This window comes from Alkalimarinus coralli, from assembly GCF_023650515.1.
Lineage (GTDB): Bacteria > Pseudomonadota > Gammaproteobacteria > Pseudomonadales > Oleiphilaceae > Alkalimarinus > Alkalimarinus coralli.
On the sequence record NZ_CP096016.1, the window covers coordinates 2,207,752 to 2,233,638 of the forward strand.

The following is a 25,887-nucleotide window of genomic DNA, read 5'->3' on the forward strand; positions in this document are numbered from 1 at the left end:
GGCCACTCAAGTGAGAGTGCCAGATTAGCTTTCTTCTTTAGCTGGCTTGCGCAGATTGATGCTGAGCTCTCTCAATTGCTTATTATCTACTACACCCGGAGCCTGAGTTAACATACACGCAGCACTCTGGTTTTTAGGGAATGCAATCACTTCTCTGATAGATTGAGAGTCGGTCATCAACATCACCAAACGGTCAAGCCCAAACGCTAAACCGCCATGGGGAGGGCAACCGTACTTAAGCGCGTCAAGCAAGAAGCCAAACTTCTCCTGAGCCTCTTCATCATCAATACCCAAAATACCGAATACAGTCTTTTGCATTTCCCCATCATGAATACGAATAGAGCCACCACCTAGCTCTGTACCATTCAGAACCATATCATACGCTTGCGATAAGGCTTTTTCTGGCGCGTCTCTTAACTCTTCAGGTGAACAAGCAGGCGATGTGAACGGATGATGTATAGCCGTGAGACCACCATTTGATGCTTCTTCGAACATTGGGAAGTCAACAACCCAGCATGGTGCCCACTTGCAAGTGAATAGATCCAGGTCTTCCCCAACCTTCACACGCAGCGCGCCAATAGCCTCATTCACAACTTTAGCTTTATCCGCACCAAAGAATACGATATCACCATTTTGAGCCCCTAAACGGGACATAATCTGCATGGCAACGTCATCACCCAGGAATTTAACGATTGGCGACTGAAGGCCTTCAGCACCTTTTTCTATTTCGTTAACCTTGATCCAGGCCAGACCTTTAGCGCCGTAGATACCAACAAACTTGGTGTAATCATCAATCTGCTTGCGCGAAATGCTTGCGCCACCAGGCACTTTTAATGCAACAACACGTCCCTTTTCATCCTTTGCCGGACCCGCAAATACCTTGAAATCGACCGGAGCAACTAAATCCGCAACATCAACAAGCTCCAATGGGATACGTAAATCTGGCTTATCACTGCCATACTTTGCCATTGCTTCTGAGTACGGAATGCGGGGGAATGGTGCAAAATCAACGTTTAACAGGTCATGAAACATTTCGCGAACCATCTGTTCCATGATTGTCATTAGCGTATTTTCATCAACAAACGAGCACTCAATATCGACCTGAGTAAACTCTGGCTGCCGGTCTGCACGCAAGTCTTCGTCGCGGAAGCACTTGGCAATTTGATAGTAGCGATCAACACCAGACACCATCAGCATCTGTTTAAACAGCTGGGGCGACTGTGGCAGCGCAAAAAAGCTACCAGGGTGCGTCCGACTAGGAACCAAATAATCACGAGCACCTTCTGGTGTTGCGCGTGTAAGAATGGGCGTTTCCACGTCCATAAAACCCTGCCCATCAAGAAAGTTACGGATATAACTGGTCACTTTTGAGCGGAACCGCAGCTTATTTAGCATCTCTGGACGACGCAAGTCCAAAAAGCGGTTCTTAAGGCGAGTATCCTCTCCAACATCCACATACCCATCCAACTGGAAAGGAGGGGTTGCAGCGGCATTAAGAATCGTAAGCTCTTTACCCAGAACTTCAACCGTACCTGTAGGCATGTCATTGTTGATCGTTCCATCAGGACGACGACGAATTCGTCCCTTGATCATGATCACAAATTCACTACGCACACTTTCAGCTTTCGCAAATGCATCTTCTGTATCAGGGTCAACAACAACTTGCGCAATCCCTTCACGGTCACGCAGATCCAGAAAGATCACACCACCATGATCTCTACGACGATGAACCCAGCCACAAAGGGTCACTTCCTGGTCAATATGTGATTCGTTAATAGCTCCGCAATAATGACTGCGCATAGATCAATACCTGTTATTTCTGATTATTTAGTCTGTATAAACGTATTTTTTATAAATCAGTCTTTATAAATACCGTTATTATCGTTTCAGTCTATTTAAAGCACATTTATCCTGCGTCAGCAGTGCTGCTAGACTTACTGTCCTGGGCAAGATTTTTCTTCTTCCCAGTTTTAAAATCTGTTTCGTACCAGCCAGACCCTTTCAACCTAAAGCCTGCTGCTGAAATCCGCTTGCTGAACGTCTGCTCTGCACAAGACGGACACTCAGTTAAAGGGCTATCACTTAACTTTTGCAGTACGTCCTTCTCAAACCCACAAGATTTACATGCATATTCATAGATTGGCATTTCAAACACCTCTCGACACCGATCCAAAACAAAAACGCGATATTATAGACTTATTTTTCACCAAAAGCAGGCCTAGTTTATGAACAAAACTAAATTAACGACATAGACCGCCGATAGACTTATCAGGAGTTCTGCTAAACTACAAAAAGCCCGTTATAAAAATGCAATAAACCAAGTAGCTTACGGCCCTCCTTCGCACAATAATAATCTGACATCGCACTATGACATTACAAATTTGCACTGAGGCAACGAAAGAAGTTATTAGCGACTTCGCCAACGAATTCTATGATGCTTACGAGTTGTGTGAAATTAAGCTTGTAGAACTCGAAAATAACCCTGCAAACCAGGAGCTGGTAAACCTGATCTTTCGTGCAGTTCATACCGTTAAGGGTAATTTGTCATTTGTCGGCCTGCAGCCCCTATTACCTTTGCTTCAAAGCGTAGAAGACCTGCTATCAAAAATACGAGATGGCTCGTTAGTATTTTCAGCCAGCTTAAGCGACGTCATATTGCTGTCAATAGATCATATTAAAAATGTCGTTGATGAATTAACCGGGCAAGGCAGCTCAGGTTTAACTCCCGTTAAAGTGCAACAATTCAGAGATAGTATTACCAGAATCATCACAGCCCTTCCATCAGAGCGACAACAAACAATAAACGCCACGATAAATACGCTCGCACCGGAAACAGTGATCAGCAACGAAGATAACACTTCTACTCCGCCTTCTGAGGCAAAACCACCATCTGCTGAAAAAAACGTGCTAAAGGTTCTTCATCGCTACAACATTCCGATCAACGAAGACCTTCAATTAATGATATCTCTAATAAAACCCTTTGAGCAAAGGTCGCCTTACTGGCATGGGAAGTCCGTACGACTTCTATTATTGGCACTGGGTATGAATGAGTTTTCCGGTAATCGGGTAGCCCCCGAGCAACTGGCTGCGGCAACATTGATGCATGACTTTGGAATGTGTTTTCTGCCAACCAGCCTTCTTCACAAAAATACACCTTACACAACCAAAGAAAAAAGACAGATACACCAACACCCCCGAATTGCTTTCGAGCTACTCGGTAAAATGTGCAACTGGGAAGAAGCTGCTGAGATCGTGCACCAACACCATGAGCATATGAATGGCGATGGCTACCCGCACCAACTGCTTGAAGCGGAGATATCTGACGGCGCCAAGATTCTATCAATAATTGACACCTTTGACGCCATCATGCATGACAGAGCACACATAATAAAAGTAAAGCGCCCTTTCATAAGGTCTATTCTTGAAATTAACAGATATGCTGGCACCCAGTTTTCATCTGAGTGGGTTGGGATTTTCAATCAATTTGCTCAAAAGCTGCACCCATATAGTGCCAATACAGGTTAATTGCCTGTATCATTGGCACGCATTTTATTTGCTGTGCTTTTCACTCAGCAACAGCCAGGTATTGCATCTAAAAGAAAAATCGTAACAAAGTTTAATTATAGGGGTAACGCGAGTGTCTGTAAGAGCCGAACAAAAACAAAAAACTCGCAGAGCATTGATGGATGCAGCACTTAGCCAGTTAAGCGCTGATAGAGGGTTTGCTAACTTAAGCTTGAGAGAAGTCGCCCGGGAAGCAGGCATCGCGCCTACCTCCTTCTATCGACACTTCAATGAGCTTGACGAGTTGGGGTTAGCGCTCGTTGACGAAGCGGGAGTCGCCTTAAGACAGCTCATGAGGCAAGCTCGAAAGCGTATTGAGAAAAACGGCAGTGCAGTCAGTACTTCAATAGACACGTTTATGGAGTATTTAGCATCTAACACCAACCATTTCAGATTGCTATTAAGAGAAAGAACAGGGCTATCAAAGCAGTTTAGGACAGCCATCAAGGCAGAAATAGACCACTTCTCAGCAGAGCTATCAGAAGACTTAAGGCGCGCCGGAGAGCTAAAAAACAGGCCGCTTGATGACCCTCAACTCGTCGCTGACACCATGGTAACCGTCATTTTTAATCAAGGTGCAGAAGCCCTTGATAGCACGCCGAAAGAAAAGCAAGAGCTCAAAGAGCGGCTAAAAAAAGAACTACGCATTATTTTACGCGGGGCCGAGTTAATTACCGCAGAAAACAGAAATAATCAGCGCGAAGAAAACGCATAAGCACAATGTGCAGCATGCTCATTTAGCACCACTTTTTCTGCTGTATTTCAGCCAACACCTCCAGCTGTTTTTTAAGCGCTTCTTCAGAGTACGGAGTCACCGGGTGCTTGCCCCACACAGGGGCCGGCCAAGCAATATCACCTTCAAAACGAACAACATGATGGATATGCAGCTGACTGACTACATTGCCAAGCGCAGCAATATTTAGCTTATCTCCAGAGAATAGTACCATTAGCCTCTGCCCCAGATAAGTAGACTCTCTCAATAACTGAAACTGATCGGCCTCTGCCAACTGATATATTTCAGTCGCACCTTGACGCCTTGGTACTAGAATTACCCAGGGATACTGACTGTCGTTCATCAATAACACATCTGACAAAGGCCACTCTGCCAACTTAATCGTGTCATTTTTTAGCCGGTCATCCAGTCTAAATCCGTTTGTCTCTGCCATATCATCACCATTAACTATATAACGAAAAAGAGCCGACCAACTGGTCAGCTCTTCTCGGGAAACAGCGTGCTTTTACCCATAACAAGCTAAAAGCACACAAACACACATCAAAAACCGGTTAAGACTTATGATTTAAACTGGTTCTCGCCTCGACCAATCGCATAGTAGGTAAAGCCTTTTCGCTCCATTGCAGCAGGCTCATACAAGTTACGTCCGTCAAAAATAACAGATTCAGTTAACGACTCTTTGATCAAATCGAAATCAGGTGAGCGGAACTCTTTCCACTCTGTGACAATAACAAGAGTGTCAGCGCCTTTCAGAGCCTGCTCTTTTGTCCCGCAAAGCATTAAGCCATCCTGATCACCGTATATACGCTGAGTCTCTTCCATCGCCTCAGGATCGAATGCTTGAACCTTAGCGCCTTCTGCCCATAGCGACTCCATCAATACACGACTGGACGCCTCTCTCATATCATCAGTATTTGGCTTGAATGACAACCCCCATACCGCAATGTTTTTTCCACTTAAGTCACCGTTAAAGTAGTGCCTAATTTTATCGAAAAGAACACTTTTCTGAGCGTAATTAACCTTTTCAACCGCGTTCAATAAAACCGAGTCATATCCGACCTGACCTGCTGTGCGCGCAAGTGCCTGAACGTCTTTTGGAAAGCAAGAACCACCATAACCACAACCTGGGTAAATAAAATGGTATCCAATGCGTGGGTCGGAGCCTATCCCTTTACGAACCTGCTCTATATCTGCACCTAGTCGCTCGGCTAGATTGGCCATTTCGTTCATAAAGCTGATTTTTGTCGCCAGCATGGCGTTAGCGGCATATTTTGTTAATTCAGCAGATCGAATATCCATAAATACCATACGGTCATGGTTTCGGTTAAATGGCGCATAAGCCTCTCGAATCAACTCCCTTGCACTGTCACTTTCAGCCCCAACAACAATCCTGTCAGGCTTCATAAAGTCATTTACAGCGGCTCCCTCTTTCAGGAACTCCGGATTCGACACAACATCAAAGTCAATTTTCTCGCCACGTGAAGATAGCTGCTCTGCAATCATCGCATTAACTTTGTCGGCAGTCCCGACAGGTACCGTGGATTTATCAATGACGACTTTGTATTCAGTCATGTTCTGCCCAATGCTTTTTGCGACAGCCAAAACATATTGTAAATCAGCCGACCCATCTTCATCGGGAGGCGTACCAACCGCAATAAACTGCAGGTCACCATGATCAACAGCCGTCTTGACATCAGTGGTAAAGTTGAGCCTGCCCGCCTTTACGTTTGACTCCACAATGGACTCTAGGCCAGGCTCAAATATTGGGATAATGCCGTTTTCAAGATTAGCAATTTTATTGGCATCTACATCCATGCATAAAATATCATGCCCTACGTCAGCCAAGCATGCACCAGTAACCAAGCCCACATACCCTGTACCAAAAATCGTAATTTTCATCTAATTCCCTTATATATCCTAAAAATAAACAAGCTGCTAATAACGTGCTAAAAATAGAGGGACGATTAAGTCCTCCCTTTTTTCTCCTGCCACAAGCCTTCCCAGTTCAAGGCCGATTTTACTATGACACTTAAATCATTATGGTCTGGCGTCCACCCCAGCACTCTTTTGATTTTGCTGTTATCCGCCATTAACGCATCAGGGTCTCCCGCTCTTCGCCCAACCTGCTCAACAGGAAAGTCAACACCAGAACTCTCTTTCACGACGTCAATCACTTCATTAACCGTGAACCCACTTCCGTATCCGCAATTAAGCACATCAGAGTCACCACCTTTTGCCATGTATTCCAATGCCATAACATGAGCTTTGGCAAGATCCTCTACGTGAATATAATCACGAATACAGGTGCCATCGCGAGTCTCGTAATCGGTACCAAAAACCTTCATACCGTCTCTTACACCACGAGCACATTCACAAGCCACCTTGATCAAGTGTGTTGCTTCTGGCGTGGCCTGACCCAAGCGGCCTTCCAAATTTGCACCAGCAACATTAAAGTAGCGCAAAATAACATGCTTAAGATTCGAAGCCTCAGACAGGTCTCTAATCATCTGCTCGCTCATCATTTTTGACGAGCCGTATGGGTTTATTGGGGCCAGCGGTAAATCTTCCGTCATGATTTTTTCTTCAGGCATGCCATAAACCGCTGCAGTTGACGAAAAGACCATATATGGAGTCTGGTATTTCTCAATTGCGCCCAACAAATTAAGTGTATTACGGGTATTATTTCGATAATATTTTAAAGGATTTTCCACCGATTCAGGCACGACAATATGAGCAGCAAAGTGCAACACCGCTTCAAATTGGTGAGTTTCAAATAACCGGTCGAGGGCATCAACATCCGCTAGATCTCCTACCACCAACTCTCCAAAAGTAACGGCCCACTCGTAACCGGTCGACAAATTATCGTACACAACAATGTCATGGCCTGCCTCGCCCAACTGCCTGACGACATGACTACCAATGTAACCTGCACCACCTGTAACCAGAACTTTCATATCACCAATATCCTTATGATTAGCTATGCTTATGACTAACTATGCTTATGACTAACTAAGTTTATGACCAGCTGTATTTATAAATAACCGGACGTTAATAACTATATTTCTAAATAACGATAGCGGTGATTAACCATGTTTATCAGCGGCGCTTTTCGCATATTTGGCCCGTTTCTTATGGGCCCTTCGCTCTGCAAAGAACGCGCTGATAATTGCGCTACATTCATCCTCACAAACACCGCCTGCATGCTCAACAACAGTGTTGACTGAGTCATGCTCAAACAGTTTATTTCTGCTTACCACCGCTCCTGCTTTAGGTTCTACTGCGCCGTAAACTACCTTGCTTACTCTCGCGTGAATAAGCGCCCCAACACACATAGTGCAAGGCTCGATAGTGACATACATAACACTATCTGGTAGACGATAATTACTTTCTTTAGCGCCCGCATCTCTGAGTGCAACAATTTCAGCGTGGGCTGAAGGGTCATTAGCACCAATAGGCCTATTCCAGCCCTCGCCAATAATACGCCCATCACGAACAATTACCGCGCCAACAGGAACCTCTCCCTGATCATAAGCCTTGCGAGCCAGATCCAGTGCATAATGCATCCATCTTTCATCTTCTGAAAGCCTCTGGCTCAATGATTCACCTTTTTTTACAATCTATAAATACAGTCTATAAAATACAATCTACAAACACTGACTTTACTATATACAAGAACTAAGCACTGGGGTTTATTCCCACTCAATCGTTGCAGGAGGCTTAGACGAGATATCATATGTCACGCGAGAAATACCGGATATTTCATTGATAATCCGATTAGAGACCAACTCAAGCAATTCATAAGGTAAATGCGCCCATCGAGCGGTCATAAAATCAATGGTCTCAACGGCACGCAATGCAACAACATACTCATAGCGGCGCGCATCGCCTACCACACCGACTGATTTTACTGGTAAAAACACAGCAAATGCCTGACTCGTTTTGTGGTAAAAATCTGCTCGATGAAGCTCCTCGATGAAAATCGCATCGGCTCTACGCAAAATATCCGCATACTCTTTTTTCACTTCGCCCAAAATACGAACACCTAAGCCAGGCCCAGGAAAAGGATGACGGTATACCATGTCATAGGGCAAGCCTAACTCCAAACCCAGTTTTCGAACTTCATCCTTAAACAGCTCGCGTAATGGTTCGACCAACTCTAATTTCATATCATCAGGCAGACCACCCACATTATGGTGTGACTTTATGACATGAGCTTTACCGGTCTTAGATGCAGCTGATTCGATAACATCCGGATATATAGTCCCCTGCGCCAACCACTTAACGTTGTCGATTTTGGCGGACTCCTGGTCAAACACTTCGATGAAAGTATTACCGATTACTTTGCGCTTTTGCTCAGGATCGGAAACGCCTTCGAGACGAGACAGGAACAGCTCTGACGCATCCGCACGAATAACCTTAACCCCCATGTTTTTAGCGAACATATCCATCACTTGATCGCCCTCATTAAGGCGAAGCAAACCGTTATCAACAAAAACACAGGTCAACTGGTCGCCAATCGCTTTATGCAGAAGCGCAGCCACCACTGATGAGTCGACGCCTCCAGAGAGCCCCAATAACACATGATCAGAGCCGACTTGTTCACGAATAGTTTTGATTGCGTCTTCAGCGATGTGGCTAGGTGTCCACAGAGCCTCACAGCCTGAAATCGACAATATAAAGTGCTCTAGTATCCTTCCACCCTGCAAAGTATGAGTAACCTCTGGGTGGAACTGCACGCCATAAAAGTGCTTTTCTCGATTAAACATGCCTGCAATCGGCGCACTTTCTGTTGACGCCATCAATTCAAAACCTTCTGGCATCGCCACAACTTTATCACCATGGCTCATCCAGACATCCAGTAGGGACTCCCCCTGTTCACTGACATGGTCTTTAATATCTAACAGTAGATCATTGTCGGTCTTGACAGCGACTTGCGCATAACCAAATTCGCGTTTCTCTGAACTGGCAACCTTACCCCCCAACTGCTCTGCCATCGTCTGCATACCATAGCAGATGCCCAGCACAGGAATCCCCATAGAGAACACACACTCGGGCGCTCTAGGCGTAGAGTCACCTGTCACCGACTCAGGTCCACCTGCCAAAATAATCCCTTTTGGTGCAAATTCAGTGATTTCACTTTCTGTCATATCAAAAGCACGAATTTCACAATAAACACCAATTTCTCGTACTCGTCGAGCGATTAGCTGTGTGTACTGAGAACCGAAGTCCAAAATCAATATGCGATGAGCGTGAATATTTTGAGTCATAGGGAGTTAACCACTCTAGAGTAAACGCAAAACGGGGCGAAGCAAATGGCTTCATCCCCGTAATAAATTAGCAAATTATTTGTTTCGAGACCTTTGCACAACTACTGGGCTCGCAAAGGCCTCGTTTAAAGATTTCACCAAAACTACCCTACGCGGTAGTTAGGCGCTTCCTTGGTGATTGTCACATCATGTACGTGGCTCTCTTTCATTCCTGCGGATGTAATGCGTACAAACTGCGGTTTGGTTCGCATTTCCAGAATATCCTGACTGCCTGTGTAACCCATGCTGGCTCGTAAACCACCCATCAGCTGGTGGACGATATTAGACATTGGCCCTTTACAAGCAACACGCCCTTCAATGCCCTCTGGAACCAACTTGTCAACACCTGAACTGGCGTCTTGAAAATAACGGTCGCTAGAGCCCTGGCTTTGCCCCATGGCTCCGAGTGACCCCATACCACGATATGCCTTATAGCTTCTACCTTGGAACAGCTCTATCTCGCCTGGCGCTTCATCGGTACCGGCTAACAAACTACCGATCATAATACAGGAAGCCCCGGCAGCTATTGCCTTGGCAACATCACCAGAAAAGCGAATACCACCATCTGCAATGAGCGGTATACCGCGCTCTTTTAATGCTTCAGCGACGTTTGAAATTGCAGAGATTTGAGGAACACCAATACCCGCAACAATACGAGTAGTACATATAGAGCCTGGGCCAATCCCAACCTTAACGGCATCTGCACCCGCATCAGCCAGCGCCGTAGCAGCTTCTGCCGTCGCGATATTTCCGCCAACAACCTGAACATCCGGGAACTGCTCTTTTACCCAGCGCACGCGATCAATAACACCTTTCGAGTGACCATGAGCCGTATCAACAACCACCAAATCAACGCCTGCCTGAACTAAAGCAGATACTCGCTCTTCAGTATCAGCCCCTGTGCCTACAGCAGCACCTACACGTAAGCGCCCCTGATCATCTTTGCAGGCTCTAGGGTAATCCTGTGACTTCTGGATATCTTTAACCGTCATCAGCCCTTTCAGCTCAAAGTCCTCGTTAACCACCAGCACCTTTTCTATACGGTGCTTGTGAAGTAGGTTTTTTACGGTCTCCAGATCGGTACCTTCAAGCACTGTCACCAACTTCTCTTTTGGCGTCATTATTTCTGAAACTTTAGTATCAAGGCGGCTTTCAAAGCGAATATCTCTTCCTGTCACAATACCAATAAGATCTTTACCATCGACAACAGGTAAACCAGATATTTTATTCGCAAATGTAATATCCAGGAGTTCCCGAACAGTTGTTTCAGGAGAAACCGTGATAGGGTCTTTCACCACACCACTTTCAAACTTTTTAACAGCTCTTACTGCGGCAGCCTGCTGTTCAATTGACATGTTTTTGTGAATAATACCGATACCGCCTTCCTGAGCCATAGCTATCGCCAAGGGCGACTCAGTGACCGTATCCATCGCCGCGGAAACCAACGGAATATTTAGAGTAATTCCACGGGTGATTTGGGTTTGAAGCGAGACATCCTTAGGAAGAACCTCAGAATATCCAGGAATCAAGAGAATATCATCGAATGTTAGTGCTTCTTGCGCGATTCGCAGCATATGAACAGCCTTATAAACTTGCCAAGATTAATCGGACAATTATATATAGGTCATTCAATACAGTAAACCAGGCAATAGAATATGCAGACTAATTCCTTTGACGTCGCCAACAAAAAAAAAGTAGCACTGACAGTTTCAGAGCTAAACAGACAAGTGAAGCAGCTTTTAGAAGCCAGCTTTCTCCAGATATGGGTTGAAGGTGAACTAGCCAGCTTTTCAAGGCCCTCCTCTGGCCACTGGTATTTCACACTCAAGGATGACAAGGCACAAATTCGTTGTGCCATGTTTCGGGGGCAAAATCAGCGGCTCCGCTTTACACCTAAAGAAGGTGAAAAAGTCGTTGTTAGAACCAAAGTCAGCCTGTATGAAGGACGCGGTGACTATCAGTTGATCGTGGAGTCAATGGAGCCTGCTGGCGCTGGAGACTTACAAAAAGCATTTGAGCAGTTGAAGGCCAAGCTCGCAGCTGAAGGGTTATTTGATCAGTCTCATAAAAAAGCCATTCCGTCACACCCTAAGAAAATAGCCGTTGTAACCTCACCTACAGGTGCTGCAATTCACGATATTCTTACCGTACTAAAACGACGGTTTCCGCAGATTGAAGTGACCATCTACCCAGCCACCGTTCAGGGAGATGGCGCCGCTATTGAGATAGCCAACATGATTAACCAAGCCAATATTCATCAGCAGGCAGATGCGATTATTGTTGGACGGGGAGGCGGTTCACTGGAAGACCTTTGGGCATTCAACGAAGAAGCTGTCGCCAGAGCAATATACAACAGCACGCTTCCAGTCGTCAGTGCCATAGGCCATGAGGTCGACTTCACCATCGCAGATTTTGTTTCCGATTACCGAGCGCCTACGCCTTCTGCAGCAGCAGAAAAGCTAAGCCCTGATCAATATGAGTGGCGCCAGAATCTCGACCACCTTATGGATCGGATTCACCATGCAATGCTCAGGAAACTGTCATCAGAAATACAAAAAGTGGATGCCCTGCGCTCCCATATCAAACATCCAGAGAAAAAGCTTCAGGAGAACTATGCCCGGCTAACAGATTTAAGCACTCGCCTACACCAGAGCAGTCATCGACACATCTCTAGCCTCTACCAACAACTTAATGCATTGCAACAACGTCTTCATAGTCAGTCGCCAACAGCCAAAGTTAATGCAGCAAAAATCGCGCTGGACAAAGAGTTCCAGAAGCTAAGCCAAACCATAAGACACATGATGGAGAATAAACAACAGCAATTGATGCGAAACGTGCAGACGCTAGAAGCGGTAAGCCCCTTGTCGACACTAACCAGAGGCTACGCAATTGTTACCAGCCAGCAACACCCTGTCGTTAAGTCAATAAGGGATGTGAAACCGGGGGAGGCGCTCAAAACCAAACTAGCGGATGGGTTTATTTATAGCGAAGTCATCGAGACCAAGCCTGTATAGTGACGTCATTAAGGTCAAACCCGGCCTCATTAGCGGCTCAACAGCAACTCATTCAAATTGTATCGACTTGTTTGATTAAGCCGGTTAGCAGCCAGCCCCTGACCGCCACCGTCAACTAACTGGTACGACACATCAAAGCCATAATCGATATGCTTGCGAAGCGCCTGACGCTTTGAAAGATATGGAATTTCCAGTTCTTTTCTAAGGTCGCCCGCTACGATCTCGGCCAGCGGTATATTAACTGTTTGCCCCTTAGCTATCGCAATCACAGTATTTTTATCGGTCTTTCGTGTAACACGCTGAGCAGCATCGTTTGCTAACCAGTTGATTTGGTTGACATTAATATGCGATTCACTGTTATTTTTCAGTGAGAGCGTTTGAGCATCCGCAACTATGGTTAAGTCATTGTTATAACTTGTATACCTGGGGATCATCAAGTCAAAACGTTTGGCCAATACTTCATATACAAGAGTGACCGATAAAGCCTCTTTCGTAGCAGCAATTTTTTCTGGACACTTCACCACTACCTGGTAATCCCCCATGAACTCAGGGGCAGGACAAGCGATCGGGTAATATGACGTATTTCTTGCGAGACTCTGCATGATTCTCCGCCGATCTTTGAGATACTGCTTCTTCATCTTCGACAACGTAAGATTTGCCAGCGGTTCGGAAGCATCTGTCACTTCAAACTGCTTAAACTCCTTCAGATAGCGTCCATAACTCACCTTTTCTACCTGTAGTAAAGAAGGTTTAATGAGCACTTCTGCGGGCCAGTTTATGTCGTAGTTGAAATACCCGGATTTATCAATCGTCTGCTTTTTTATCTCCAGCCTATCCAGGGTCGCTCCATCAGCGTACTGCTTTATAGCCTTACGCTGGGCGTTTACCAAACTCTGTTCGAAATACTGTTGTGATGCCTTAATTTTTGCTAATAATCTACTTTCTATGGCTTCCAGCGTTTCAGATTTACCAGATATTTCTTTCCTTGCTTTTGATTGCAGATTCAGTTGCACAACGGTCAGCGCCAGTTTATCGAGATCCAACGTCGCCTCATAAGCCTCTTCAGCACCCTCAACCGTTGAACCTTCAGCGGCTTCTGATTGCGCCAATTCAGGCTCATCACCACCAAGTTCACCAGACTCTGCGCCCTTTTCCATTTCGGACCCCTTACCCACTTCAGAATCCTTACCTACTTCGGAACGCTTATTAACTGGTGCAACATCCGCTTCCTGAGACTCATCGCTACCTAACAGACGCTGCCAGAATGAACGCGGTTGATCTGGCACATGCTCAGTAACGGGCTCAGGCACCTTAACAATAGGCTTAAACAGATAAAAACGGCTATTGCATGGAGAGTAGCCGTTCAGCCCTCGCTCCTGATTTAATAACGTCTGGGAACACGTATCCAGTGAAGCCAGATCTTCGTCAAAACCTAGCGAAATTGTTTTGTTAACAGGGTCTATGATGATTTGATCACTATTTTCAACAAACCAGTCCCCTCCAATACGCCAAGGTACATGGTATTGGCTATCCTCTTCATGAGTAACCCATAATGCGTAGGCAGTGGAAGAGTTACTGGGCTTACTCAAATAGACATACTCTGGCAGATAGCGAAGAATGCTTCGAGGAGGCTCTTCTGAAACCTCGTTCTCAGCAAGCTGTTCATGGCTCGCATTGTCACTATCAACGTTAACAGCACTGAGCGCCCCGCCTTGAGAAGCACCACCTTCTCCCACTTGGTTTACACGATCAATGGCGCAACCGGAGACCAGAAACATTAAGAGAGCGACAGTAGAAAATTTCATAAATAGTGACCACATTGATAATTGTTAGACAATTAGTCACTATTTTACAGATACAAACAGTTACAATTGGGCACTCCGTCATACTTTGGTTCAATAGTCCCAATAATTACACTGACACCCGTCCGCCTATACAAAATATGTCAACAAAACTCCGCTGTACGATTCGCTTCACACAGCATAAAATACGTCTATAAGCACAACTCAACTATCAAATCTATTCATTTTCAGTGGAACATACACCCTATGCGCGCAAGCCGTTATCTTATTGCAACCCTCAAGGAAACTCCTGCAGATGCCGAAGTCATCAGCCACAAGCTAATGCTAAGAGCAGGAATGATCAGAAAACTGGCCTCAGGACTCTACACTTGGTTGCCGATGGGCCTGCGCGTGCTGCGTAAAGTCGAACGCATCGTTCGCGAAGAGATGGATAAAGCCAACGCTCAAGAAGTCCTCATGCCTGCGATTCAACCTGCGGAACTCTGGGAAGAGTCAGGCCGTTGGCAGGAATACGGCGGCGAATTGCTCCGTGTTAAAGATAGGCACAATAGAGACTTCTGCGTAGGGCCAACTCACGAAGAGGTCATCACCGACCTGATCCGAAATGAGCTAAAGAGCTATAAGTCACTGCCTGCTAACTTTTACCAGGTGCAAACAAAGTTTCGTGACGAGCGCCGCCCTCGCTTCGGCATTATGCGTTCAAGAGAATTTTTGATGAAAGATGCGTATTCTTTCCATATAGATCATGAATCCCTGGATGAAACTTACCAAATAATGTATCAGGCCTATACCAATATATTTAACCGGCTTGGCCTGGATTTTAGAGCGGTGCAGGCAGACTCTGGCAGCATCGGCGGCAGCGCGTCGCATGAGTTCCACGTATTGGCTGAGTCTGGAGAAGACGATATTGCATTTAGCTCAGAAAGCAATTTTGCCGCTAACATCGAAATGGCTGAAGCACTGGCCCCCAATGGCGAACGAGCAGCCCCCACTGAAGCACTGAAAGAAGTAGCGACGCCAGGCCAAAAAACGATAGATGAGGTGTCTGGCCTGCTTAACGTGGCTGCCAATAAGGTAGTCAAGACGCTTATCGTTAAAGGTGTTGAAGATGAAGAAGGCAACGCACCATTGGTCGCGCTGGTAGTACGAGGCGATCATACGCTTAATGAAATAAAAGCAGAGAAAGTCGAAGGTATTGCTAATCCGCTCTGTTTTGCGACCGATGAAGAGATTAAAACTCTGACCGGTTGCTCTGTGGGGTCATTAGGGCCTGTTTCACTAAACCTTCGAACCATCGTTGATAGAAGTGCTGCGCATCTTGCAGACTTTGTCTGTGGTGCCAATAAAGAAGATGTACATCTAACAGGCGTCAATTGGGAGCGAGACTGCCCATTGACTGAGGTAGCAGACCTGCGCAATGTCATCGAAGGTGATCAAAGCCCTGACGGAAAGGGAACTATTGAAATTAAACGCGGCATTGAAGTCGGCCATATCTTTAAATTAGGCAACAAATACAGCACCGCAATGAATGCCACGGTATTGGATGAAAACGGGAAAGCAAAAATCATGGAGATGGGCTGTTACGGCATTGGTGTCTCTCGAGTTGTTGCTGCCTCTATCGAACAAAATAATGATGAAAACGGCATTATATGGCCCGACGCAATCGCCCCATTCCATATCGCGATTATCCCCATCAACATGCACAAATCTGACGCAGTCTCAGAAAAGTGCGAAGCACTCTATCAAGAGCTGACCAGCGCGGGTTACGACGTATTGCTCATGGATGAAGAAAAGGCGCGCCTCGGCGGAATGCTAGCCGATGTTGAACTGCTGGGCATTCCACACCGAGTGGTCATTGGCGACCGAGGCCTGGAGAAAGGAAATGTCGAATACAAAGGGCGCCTTGACGATGAGAAGCAGGAAGTGGCAAGCGATGAAATCATCAGCCTGTTAAAATCAAGAATAAAGCTAAGCTGATAGGTCGGAGCAGTAGTATGAACAGAGGTCGCTTAACGTCGTTTTTGAGCCTAATGATCGCAATGGCGTTTTCTACCTCTGTGTTCGGCCAAAGCGTTGACCCCGAGTTGCGAGCCGCGCTAAAGCGCACAGTAAACGAAGCCAGTAGCTTTGAAGACCGGTTTGAAGCTGAAGTATGGTTAGTCGATATGTCTAGCCGAATGAGCCGCTATATTAAAGACCCAAATAAACGGCTTGAACTATTGAAAAAAGTTCACCGCGAAGCCACTAGAGCAGGTGTAGAACCCGAGCTAGTGCTATCAGTGATTCATATCGAAAGCCTGTTTGATCGCTTTGCAATCTCTCGTGTTGGGGCTCAAGGGCTGATGCAGGTCATGCCATTCTGGAAGAATGAGATAGGCCGCCCTACAGACAACCTGACAAGCGTAGACACCAATTTACGTTATGGCTGTACTATACTGAAACACTATATAGACCGAGAAAAAGGGGATTTGATCAGGGCATTGGCCCGGTATAATGGAAGCCTGGGAAAGACCTGGTACCCGGAAAAAGTACTGACCGCCTGGGAAAAGTACTGGTTTGTTAACAATATCTAAACGTTTCACTCATACTTAGATGCTTTCATACTTAGATGCAAAAAATATCAATAGATCTCACTATCTCCGCTGATGAATGGTTAAAAATCTACAGAGGCTCTGCCAGAACAGTCAGCGCAACAAGCAGGGATGGTAGAAGAATTCAGTTTCCTGCGAATATTCTCCAACAGTATGTAACTCACTTTGGCATATCCGGGAGTTTTGATATCTATTTCGATGATCAAGGCAAGTTTTCCTCCATAATCAAAACAGCTTAATCTGCGCCCCATTTAGAGGGCCTTCACTTACAATACACTGAACAAAACGTTGACATAGGCACTTCCTCCTCGGTTAAACGTGACATCAATCACATTTTACAAACTAGCCTAATAATTTAAATTTATTTTATTTTTCAGCTAGTTAAGCCATCAACATCCTCATTTATGACCTCATTTCACATTTCATTTACATCACTACACGTAACGTAACACAATCGAATAGATAGATTTTTAGACTCTCCCTAATATATGTACACATGTACTAAGTATTTCAAAGCGTAATCACTTGTAACAAAGTGCAACGGCTAACAATTAGAAGTGCTACTGAGTACTAAACCAGAGACGAATAAAAACTATAACGCTAGAGATCAACACTTAACTTATTAATTATCATTCAAATAACAATAAAACCAACTGGTTTTTATGTTGTACCAGGAGATTTAATGTGAATAACTTTAAGAAAATTGCTCTAGTTACTGCTATTTCATCAGCACCACTACTGGCTCAAGCCGAACTTAAGCCAATGGACGACACGCTGATGTCGGACATTTCCGGTCAGGCAGGTATCACACTGGAAGTAGGTGCCCACGTAGAGTTTGATAGCATTGTTTATACTGATACAAAAGAAAACGCGTCCGATACCAAAGGAGGCGGCCAGCTTGCAATTAAAAATATCGCCGTAGGTGGAAGTGACATTTGGGATCCTGCTGCAAACTCTGGAGCAGGCGGCGTTGTTGCCAGCAGTACCCTTGACGATTTAACGTTTGATATTGATATTAATGACCAAGGCGAGCTTATTGTCGATATGACAGGCCCTGCCGTTGATTACGGTATTACTCTTGGCAGTGTTGAGCTGCAAAAAGAGAACGGCGATTCTAGCTTTACACTACTAGGTCGATCAACATTTAAAGGTCAAATTAATAATCTTGATTTAACACTGCACAAAGAAGATAAAACAGCGTTTGGTGGCAGTGCCAGCACAGATGTTCTGCAAGCAAACATCGAGTTTAACATCCAGGATATGGATCTAGATGTCGCATTTTTGGGATTACAGCTCGAAGACGTTGCGGTAAGCGGAGCCGGTGGTGACAAGACTGACTTTGTTGTAGCCGAAATCGACCTTTATCAAGACAGCGGCAAGATGGTTCTCGGCCTATCTGATGTTGCAATGGATGTAAATATTGGTGCCATTAAGTTTGGTGGTACTAGCCAATCGATGGGGTCTGTCGACTTAAACAATATGAGAATTACCAACACTACATTTAAATTGTCAGCACACTAGTTAGCGACAGTTAGAAAAAAAAGCCCCCAGCTAATGATTTAGCTGGGGGCTTTTTTGTGTCATTTTTAAGGCAACACTAAAATAGAAGGAGTGTGATGCAAGCACCCGGCAGGATAAAATACCCAGTGCAAACAGCTAATACCCCCTAGCCCCTCATCCTCTATACTCTCTTCTACTCTCTTCTACTCTCTTCTACTCTCTTCTACTCTACTTGGTGGGCAGTACTTTGGGCCAGATCGAGTAGTTCACGCAATGCGACAGAGTACATGGCAAATTCGCTCTCGGTAGAGGTCTTCAACTCAGAAAGCATAACGGACCAGCGATCAACAAGGTCTCGATGGTAGTCAACCCATATATCCAAGCGCTTTTCTACTTCATCTGGCGCATTCTTCATTCTCAACACACCAACTGTTAATGCGCGCTGCTGCCAGTCCAGGTCTTCACGGAATGCTTCACGTGCCAGAGCCTGCCAATGAGTTGTCGGCGTAAGAATATTGAGCTGCTGGCCAAACCAGCTCAGGTCAAGCCTATCCCCCAGCGCATAATAAACATTTGCCACCCGGCTGATAGGCGAACCACTCATATCCTGCGCCTCAATGATACCCAGTGCAGAGTAGAGATGCCCCGCACCTGCAACCGTCTCCGCAATGTCCTTTGGAACTCCCTCTTGGGTAAGCTGGTTATAAGTATTATCCCAATCGGCTTTTGGGTCGCCTGTTAGATAGTTTGACAAATTGCTGGATATTTCCTGAATACCCTTGGCAAACTTCTCCATATTCGCCGCAACGTTCAGTTCACTGCGACGGTTTCTCAGCAACCAGCGACATGCTCTGCGAATAAGCCGCATAAGTTCGCTCATCATTTTCATTTGAGTATCACTGCTAACCTTATAATCAAGTGACTCAATTTGCTCCCACCAATACTCCAGTCTGAATGCATCCCTCGCGATAATATAGGCCAGCGCCACAGCAGCAGAAGTCGCGCCGGTTGATTGCCTTAGACGCTCTACAAATGTGATCCCCATATGGTTAACCATATCATTTGCAATCTGAGTCGCGATAATTTCGCGGCGCAGCTTATGATTATGGACTTCATTGCCAAACTTCTTGACCAGTTTTTCCGGGAATACCAATTCAATTTCGTGGGATAGACACTGATCATCAGGTAACGCACTATTGGTAATCAGCTCCTTCAGGTCACCTTTCACGTAGGATATAAGTACCGATAGCTCTGGTCGTGACAACCCCTGGCCCAATGATTTTCGTTCGGCAATCACCTCATCATCAGGGATAAATTCAAGTGAGCGATTAAGTTTTCCCGCTGCTTCCATACTATTAATAAGGCGGCGATACTCTTCTACCCGGGTCAGCGAATCAGTGCAGGCGATACTGATCGCCTGAGTCTGGCGATAATTGTTTTTAAGCACTAGCTCCGCTACATCATCCGTCATTTCAGACAGCATATTATTCCGCTGCTTCTCGGTTAAGTCGCCATTGGCCACTACTTCATTTAGTAGAATCTTGATATTAACTTCATGGTCAGAGCAATCCACTCCACCAGCATTATCGATAAAGTCAGTATTAAGTCGCCCCCCCGCTAAACTGAATTCAACGCGGGCAAGCTGCGTAAAGCCGAGGTTTCCGCCCTCTCCAACAATCTTGGCCCGTATTTCACGACCATCGATGCGCACATTATCATTTGCTTTATCACCTACATCGTTGTGAGATTCACTGGACGCTTTGAAATATGTTCCAATTCCCCCAATCCAGATCAGGTCTACCTGCGCTTTAAGAATGTGCGATATCAACATATTTGGTGGCATGCGGTCACAACTGGTGCCGAGCAAAGCCTTCATTTCATTACTAATCGGAATCGATTTGGCAGACCGATTGAAAACACCGCCCCCTTTTGAAATTAGCTTGCTGTTATAGTCTTCCCATGAAGACCTTGGCATATCAAACAGCCGTTGACGCTCTTCAAAGCTCTTTTCCGGGTCTGGGTTAGGATCAACAAATATATGCATATGGTTGAAAGCAGCAACCAACTTGGTATGCCTGGAACGCAGCATACCATTCCCAAATACGTCGCCAGCCATGTCACCAATACCCACCGCCGTAAAATCCGTCGTATCAGTATTATGCCCCTCTTCACGGAAGAGTCGCTCAACAGAAACCCATGCTCCCCTGGCGGTAATGCCCATTTTCTTGTGGTCATAACCATTACTTCCGCCCGATGCAAACGCATCGCCAAGCCAAAAGTTATAATCACTCGAAATCTGGTTGGCAATGTCAGAGAAAGTAGCCGTCCCCTTATCCGCTGCAACGACCAAATAGTAGTCATCTTCGTCATGCCTAACAACGTGCTCCGGTGGCACCAACTCGCCTTCTATCAGGTTGTCAGTGACATCTAACAGACCACGAATAAAAGTCTGATAACAGGCAATCCCCTCCTTCATAAATGCATCCCGGTCTCCGTCTGGCAGCTTTTTAGCAACAAAACCACCCTTTGCCCCGACCGGAACAATGACCGCATTTTTAACTTGCTGGGCTTTAACCAATCCGAGCACTTCAGTACGGTAGTCTTCATACCTGTCGGACCAGCGCAACCCGCCTCTTGCCACTTTTCCGCCACGCAGATGCACCCCTTCAATTCGTGGAGAGTAGACGAATATTTCGAACATAGGGACAGGCAGAGGAATGTCAGGAATCAGCTTAGGACTGAATTTAAACGACATGTAAGGCTTTTCTTTGCCGGTAGGTGTCGGCTGGTAATAGTTGGTTCGCAATGTCGCTTTCGTAAGATCGATATACAATCTGAGAATTTTATCTTCACTCAGGTTGGAGACATTATCCAACCCTTCATTGAAATCAATCTCTATCTTTTCCTGAGCCGCTTTACGCTTAACTTCGCTAGCGTGTTTGCCAGGAGAGAACCGAGCTTCGAATAACTCAAGTATTTTTCCCGTTAAGTCTACGTGATTCACCAAGGTGTTAGAAATAAAATGCTGACTATTGCTAACCCTTATTTGCCTCATATATCGAGCATAAGAGCGCAACATTGCAATCTGGCGCCAGTTCAAATAGGCGGCTAACACTAACCGGTTAAACGGGTCACTTTCTGCTTCGCCAGACCAGACTTTTTCAAACAGCTCTTCAAATATCGATCTGACTTTATGAATATCGACGACCTGATTTGAGTAGGTAGAGAGGGTGAAATCGTGAATCCAGACTCGGTTACCAGTTCGGTCAGTCGTTCCATATGGGTGTTCACCAATAACTCTTAACCCCATATTTTCAAAAATCGGCAGTACATCAGACAGGGTAACCGGTTGCTCGCCATGAAAAAGCTTGAAATGTATAATTTTCTCATCTTCTTCAAGGGCTCGATAAAAGCTCATTGAAAGCGGTTTACCACCGGATATTGCCGCAATATGGTCAATATCTATCACCGCTCGACGAGGAGAAAACGCCTCTTTATAGCTGGAAGTAAACGCATTCTGATATAAATGAATATAGCGGTTTGCCAGCTCTTCACCATGAGCCTCATATAACGCTTCTGTCAGGCCATCTTGCCAGGATTGCGCAATGGCGATAATTTCGTCTTGCAGCTCGGCAACATTGAGTTCCCTGTTTTCAACCGGACTTACTCGTATACTAAACTGGGTTCGAGCCAGTACAGATTCAGAGAAGAAGGTCATAAAATCAATGTCGACGCCATTTAACGCCTCAACTAAAACCTTCTCCATTTTACGCCGCAAGTCTGTGCTATATATCTCCCTCGGTACATAGACCAAGCAGGAGACGAATCGCCCGTAGGCATCCTCTCGCATAAACAGGCGAATTTTACGCCGCTCCTGTACATACAGGATACCCATCGCCACATCATAAAGTTCATCGCTACTAATTTGGAACAACTCATCCCTTGGATAAACTGAGAGAATCTGGTCTAACTCTTTACCGCCATAATCAGCAAGGTTTAGCCCGGATCGTTCGATAACTTCGGAGGTTTTACGCCGTAGCAGCGGTATTTCAGACGGGCGTTCGTTATAGACTTTGGCAGTATAAAGGCCCAGGAATCGCCGCTCGCCTATCACCTCTCCTTTACTGTTGAACTTTTTAACCGAGATATAATCCGGATAAGCTGGCCGATGAACCCTGGATCTTTCAGATGACTTCGCAAAGGTGAAGATATCAGGCTTTAGGATATGTTCTTGTGTTCGCTTGGGCAGATCAGCTAACTTCAGCCTCTGATGGCTTTCGGTATGGCTCTTCATAATCCCTTTCTGTGAATCCTTAACCACTTCAAGAGTAATATCATCACCCGATTTATTATAGGCATATTCAACTGACCCCAAAAATGTAAAGTGGTCGGCAACGACCCACTTTATAAACTCTCCCGCCTCCGCAATATCTTCTGCCGCAATAGATTTAGGTAACTTGCCAAACTCTTTAATTAAGGCTTCTGCGTTATCCCGCATCCCCGGGTAATCTTCGACCGCAACTTTAACTTCTTCAATAACCGTTTCGATACCTGATTTCAGTTCTTCCAGGCGCGTTGACTCATTATGGCGGTCAACCTCAATAAACATCAGCGACTCGGTCTTATTGGATTCACCCGTAGGATCCCTGGGCAATAGCTTTTTCAAATTCCCCGAACGGTCTCTATCCATACCTAAAACGGCATGCTGAATAGAGTGAACCGTTAACTCACGTTCATTAAGTGCCATGCGGATGGAGTCAACCAAAAAGGGAATGTTCTTGTGCAGTACAGCAATCACTGTATGAGTCGACTGCCACCCGTCTTCTTCCAGGTCGGGATTAAATACCCGCACTTTTGGATGCTTTAAATTGTGGTGCTGAATAAATTTCCAGCTGGCTAACACTGCTCCGTAAATATCCGAAAACCGCTTACCTGTTACCTCTTCCATGGGCAAACCACCAAAGAACTGAAAGACAAAATCGGTTACTTTTTTTGCTTCCGCCTTGTCCAGCTTCGCTTCAAAGGAATTGGCCAACTCTTTCAGAAAAACAGCTTTTGAATCGGTTGTAACGTGGTTCATCCAACTTATCCTCAAATTAGCCCTCCAACAAAATAGGTTGAAGAAGCATCGTATTTACGGTTTATTATTTGGCACAGAATTTTTAGCATGGAACAAACATAAGATTAAGAATAGTTCATGCTTTGGAAATTGCTTATTGTAGTTTTATCTATTAGGGTAGCAATCATACAAATAGCGAACTAATTCAGTTACTTTTAGGCATCTATTTAGCATAATTCAAGCAAGTTTTTGCGGTTTTCACTATAACGACAACAGAGAAAAAAAGAGCTTCGTACCATGCAGCCTCAAAACGCATTCAAATCTCTTAAACAATACCTAAGCCAACACATTATCGGGCAGGAACACTTAGTCAATCGACTGCTAATAGCGCTGCTAGCCGACGGACACCTACTTGTTGAAGGCGCTCCAGGGCTCGCCAAAACAAAGGCGATTAAAGAGCTTTCCAATATGCTGGAGGGTAACTTTCAACGCATACAGTTTACACCTGATTTACTACCATCAGATGTCACAGGCACTGAAATATATCGACCCGAAGATGGTCAGTTTCATTTTCAGAAAGGTCCGATTTTTCATAACCTGGTACTGGCAGATGAAATTAACCGAGCCCCGGCAAAGGTTCAGTCTGCGCTTCTCGAAGCGATGGCGGAACGCCAGGTCAGCGTCGGTAAACAAACCTTCTCGCTCGACCGTCTGTTTCTGGTTATGGCGACTCAAAACCCAATTGAACAGGAAGGCACCTACCCGTTACCTGAAGCCCAGCTTGATCGATTTCTTATGCACGTAAAAATTGACTACCCCGATGCAGATGCAGAAAAGTCAATTTTGCGGTTAGCAAGAGAAGAGTATAGTGAACAAGACAACATTCAAAGCAGTCTGGACAAGATTTCTCAGGCAGACATATTTGATGCGCGCAGTGCCGTCAATAAGCTCTACATGGCAGACTCAGTTGAAGAGTATATTGTGCAACTGATTATTGCGACCCGTCAGCCTGGGCGTTATGGCGATGATCTCAATCGCTGGATCGACTTTGGGGCCAGTCCACGAGGAACCATCTCACTGGATCGCTGTGCAAAAGCACATGCATGGCTACACGGTAAAGACTTTGTAAGCCCTGACGATGTAAGAGCAGTGATTCATGACACGCTGCGGCATAGGGTTCTTATTACATTTGAAGCAGAAGCTGAAGGCATCACAACAGATAAAATAATAGACACGCTGGTAGAGCGCGTTCCTGTTGTTTAGGCTGATTAAAGGTCGTAACCATGCCTCTGTTTAATCGTACAGTCCAAGCTACGTCGTCTCAATCTCCAGCGGTAGAAAAGAGTACTGTCTACTGTAGCGTTAAAGAGCTTATGCTGCTTCGTTTCGAAGCCATGGCACTAAAAATGCCATCTGCACGACGGTCAGTCAGGCAACAAAGTGGGGTTCATCGATCCCCTTTCAGAGGCCGAGGAATGGAGTTCTCTGAAGTCCGCTTATATCAACCAGGCGATGATGTCAGAAGTATTGATTGGCGCGTAACAGCAAGAAGACAAAAACCTCATACCAAACTGTTCCATGAAGAGCGAGAACGCCCGATTCTGATTATTTGCGATCAGAGTATTTCTCAATTCTTCGGCAGCACGACCACATTTAAATCGGTAAGAGCCGCTCAGTCTGCAGCGCTTCTGGCATGGATGGCAATAGAAAAAGGCGACCGTGTAGGCGGCATCGTTTTTTCAGACAACGGCCATCATGAATTAAAGCCGGCAAGAAGTCGAAAAACAGTCATGAGGTTTATCAACATTATCGCAGACTTCAATCAGGCTTTATCCGTTAAAAAAACGGGCCAGCAGGCAAAAATAGATCATCGCCCATCACTGCACACCTCATCAGATAAACCTGATCAGCCATTTACGCTTAATGATGCATTGCTCGAAGCACAAAGGATTGCAAAACCAGGCACTTTGATATTCATTCTAAGTGACTTACTGGACTTTAATAACGCCACGGAGCAGCACATTCAAGTCTTATCAAAGCATAATGATGTTGCCGTAATACGTAATTATGATGCACTTGAAATCAAGCTGCCGCCCCCTGGCACTTATACAGTAAGTGATGGCGCTAGTATTCGCTCTCTTGATACTCAATCTCCTTCATCACAAGAACAGTACTCAAGAGAAATTCACGCATTTAATGAGCGACTCAGTAAGGCCATGTCCCGAATGGGCATTCCGTATATTGAGCAGGACACCGTTGTTCCACCTAATACGATTATGCAGCGGCTCATGAAATTTGTAATTTAGTCATTAGGCACC

General features: G+C 45.4%; 19 protein-coding genes. 9 read left to right on the forward strand and 10 right to left on the reverse strand.

Going from position 1 to position 25,887, the window contains the following annotated elements:
- Nucleotides 1–24: 24 nt before the first annotated feature.
- Both aspS and MY523_RS09805 read right to left on the reverse strand, forming a co-directional pair.
- Nucleotides 25–1,800: an aspartate--tRNA ligase gene (gene aspS, locus MY523_RS09800; RefSeq protein WP_250658586.1), complete on the reverse strand. Its 1,776-nt coding sequence runs from the start codon at nt 1,798–1,800 to the stop codon at nt 25–27.
- A gap of 106 nt (nt 1,801–1,906) precedes the next feature.
- Complete coding sequence (locus MY523_RS09805) at nt 1,907–2,146, reverse strand: FmdB family zinc ribbon protein (protein ID WP_250658587.1); 240 nt, start codon at nt 2,144–2,146, stop codon at nt 1,907–1,909.
- A 221-nt stretch (nt 2,147–2,367) separates the two neighbouring features.
- Here MY523_RS09805 and MY523_RS09810 point away from each other — a divergent pair, with 221 nt between their 5' ends.
- Entirely contained in the window at nt 2,368–3,525 is a 1,158-nt protein-coding gene (locus tag MY523_RS09810; protein ID WP_250658588.1) for an HD domain-containing phosphohydrolase, read from the forward strand.
- 112 nt (nt 3,526–3,637) lie between these two features.
- Nucleotides 3,638–4,279 carry an HTH-type transcriptional repressor FabR gene (gene fabR, locus MY523_RS09815; protein WP_370301492.1) on the forward strand — a complete coding sequence of 214 codons (642 nt, stop codon included), beginning with the start codon at nt 3,638–3,640 and terminating at the stop codon, nt 4,277–4,279.
- A gap of 22 nt (nt 4,280–4,301) precedes the next feature.
- Here fabR and MY523_RS09820 read toward each other — a convergent pair whose 3' ends face one another.
- The 6 genes from MY523_RS09820 to guaB form a co-directional block, all read right to left on the reverse strand.
- Nucleotides 4,302–4,730, reverse strand: coding sequence for an HIT domain-containing protein (locus tag MY523_RS09820; RefSeq protein ID WP_250658589.1), 429 nt, complete (start codon nt 4,728–4,730; stop codon nt 4,302–4,304).
- A 125-nt stretch (nt 4,731–4,855) separates the two neighbouring features.
- Nucleotides 4,856–6,196: a UDP-glucose dehydrogenase family protein gene (locus MY523_RS09825; protein WP_250658590.1), complete on the reverse strand. Its 1,341-nt coding sequence runs from the start codon at nt 6,194–6,196 to the stop codon at nt 4,856–4,858.
- Nucleotides 6,197–6,261: 65 nt separating this feature from the next.
- On the reverse strand, nt 6,262–7,251 hold the full coding sequence (gene galE / locus MY523_RS09830) for a UDP-glucose 4-epimerase GalE (protein ID WP_250658591.1): 990 nt from the start codon (nt 7,249–7,251) through the stop codon (nt 6,262–6,264).
- A gap of 129 nt (nt 7,252–7,380) precedes the next feature.
- Complete coding sequence (gene tadA / locus MY523_RS09835) at nt 7,381–7,893, reverse strand: tRNA adenosine(34) deaminase TadA (RefSeq protein WP_256470523.1); 513 nt, start codon at nt 7,891–7,893, stop codon at nt 7,381–7,383.
- 93 nt (nt 7,894–7,986) lie between these two features.
- Nucleotides 7,987–9,564 carry a glutamine-hydrolyzing GMP synthase gene (guaA, locus tag MY523_RS09840; RefSeq protein WP_250658592.1) on the reverse strand — a complete coding sequence of 526 codons (1,578 nt, stop codon included), beginning with the start codon at nt 9,562–9,564 and terminating at the stop codon, nt 7,987–7,989.
- 143 nt (nt 9,565–9,707) lie between these two features.
- On the reverse strand, nt 9,708–11,177 hold the full coding sequence (gene guaB / locus MY523_RS09845; protein ID WP_250658593.1) for an IMP dehydrogenase: 1,470 nt from the start codon (nt 11,175–11,177) through the stop codon (nt 9,708–9,710).
- 81 nt (nt 11,178–11,258) lie between these two features.
- On the opposite strand from guaB, the gene xseA reads away from it, so the two are divergent.
- The gene (xseA, locus tag MY523_RS09850) at nt 11,259–12,617 is read left to right on the forward strand and encodes an exodeoxyribonuclease VII large subunit (protein WP_250658594.1); all 1,359 of its coding nucleotides are present in this window, start codon (nt 11,259–11,261) and stop codon (nt 12,615–12,617) included.
- A 29-nt stretch (nt 12,618–12,646) separates the two neighbouring features.
- On the opposite strand, the gene MY523_RS09855 is transcribed toward xseA, so the two are convergent.
- Nucleotides 12,647–14,422, reverse strand: a complete 1,776-nt coding sequence (locus MY523_RS09855; protein WP_250658595.1) for a hypothetical protein — start codon at nt 14,420–14,422, stop codon at nt 12,647–12,649.
- Nucleotides 14,423–14,665: 243 nt separating this feature from the next.
- Between MY523_RS09855 and MY523_RS09860 the strand changes: the two genes are divergently transcribed.
- The 4 genes from MY523_RS09860 to MY523_RS09870 all read left to right on the forward strand — a co-directional run bounded on the left by MY523_RS09860 (nt 14,666) and on the right by MY523_RS09870 (nt 18,531).
- Nucleotides 14,666–16,396 carry a proline--tRNA ligase gene (locus tag MY523_RS09860; RefSeq protein ID WP_250658596.1) on the forward strand — a complete coding sequence of 577 codons (1,731 nt, stop codon included), beginning with the start codon at nt 14,666–14,668 and terminating at the stop codon, nt 16,394–16,396.
- Between the two features lie 17 nt (nt 16,397–16,413).
- Nucleotides 16,414–16,992: a lytic transglycosylase domain-containing protein gene (locus tag MY523_RS09865; RefSeq protein ID WP_250658597.1), complete on the forward strand. Its 579-nt coding sequence runs from the start codon at nt 16,414–16,416 to the stop codon at nt 16,990–16,992.
- A gap of 35 nt (nt 16,993–17,027) precedes the next feature.
- Nucleotides 17,028–17,249, forward strand: coding sequence for a DUF2835 domain-containing protein (locus MY523_RS21935; RefSeq protein ID WP_370301495.1), 222 nt, complete (start codon nt 17,028–17,030; stop codon nt 17,247–17,249).
- A gap of 445 nt (nt 17,250–17,694) precedes the next feature.
- A complete protein-coding gene (locus MY523_RS09870; RefSeq protein ID WP_250658598.1) occupies nt 17,695–18,531 on the forward strand; it encodes a DUF6160 family protein in 837 nt (278 codons plus the stop codon).
- A gap of 202 nt (nt 18,532–18,733) precedes the next feature.
- Here MY523_RS09870 and MY523_RS09875 read toward each other — a convergent pair whose 3' ends face one another.
- Nucleotides 18,734–23,590, reverse strand: coding sequence for an NAD-glutamate dehydrogenase (locus MY523_RS09875; protein ID WP_250658599.1), 4,857 nt, complete (start codon nt 23,588–23,590; stop codon nt 18,734–18,736).
- A 276-nt stretch (nt 23,591–23,866) separates the two neighbouring features.
- Here MY523_RS09875 and MY523_RS09880 point away from each other — a divergent pair, with 276 nt between their 5' ends.
- Together MY523_RS09880 and MY523_RS09885 are read left to right on the forward strand one after the other, a co-directional pair.
- Nucleotides 23,867–24,832, forward strand: coding sequence for an AAA family ATPase (locus MY523_RS09880; protein ID WP_250658600.1), 966 nt, complete (start codon nt 23,867–23,869; stop codon nt 24,830–24,832).
- A 20-nt stretch (nt 24,833–24,852) separates the two neighbouring features.
- The gene (locus MY523_RS09885) at nt 24,853–25,875 is read left to right on the forward strand and encodes a DUF58 domain-containing protein (RefSeq protein ID WP_250658601.1); all 1,023 of its coding nucleotides are present in this window, start codon (nt 24,853–24,855) and stop codon (nt 25,873–25,875) included.
- The last annotated feature ends 12 nt before the right edge of the window (nt 25,876–25,887 follow it).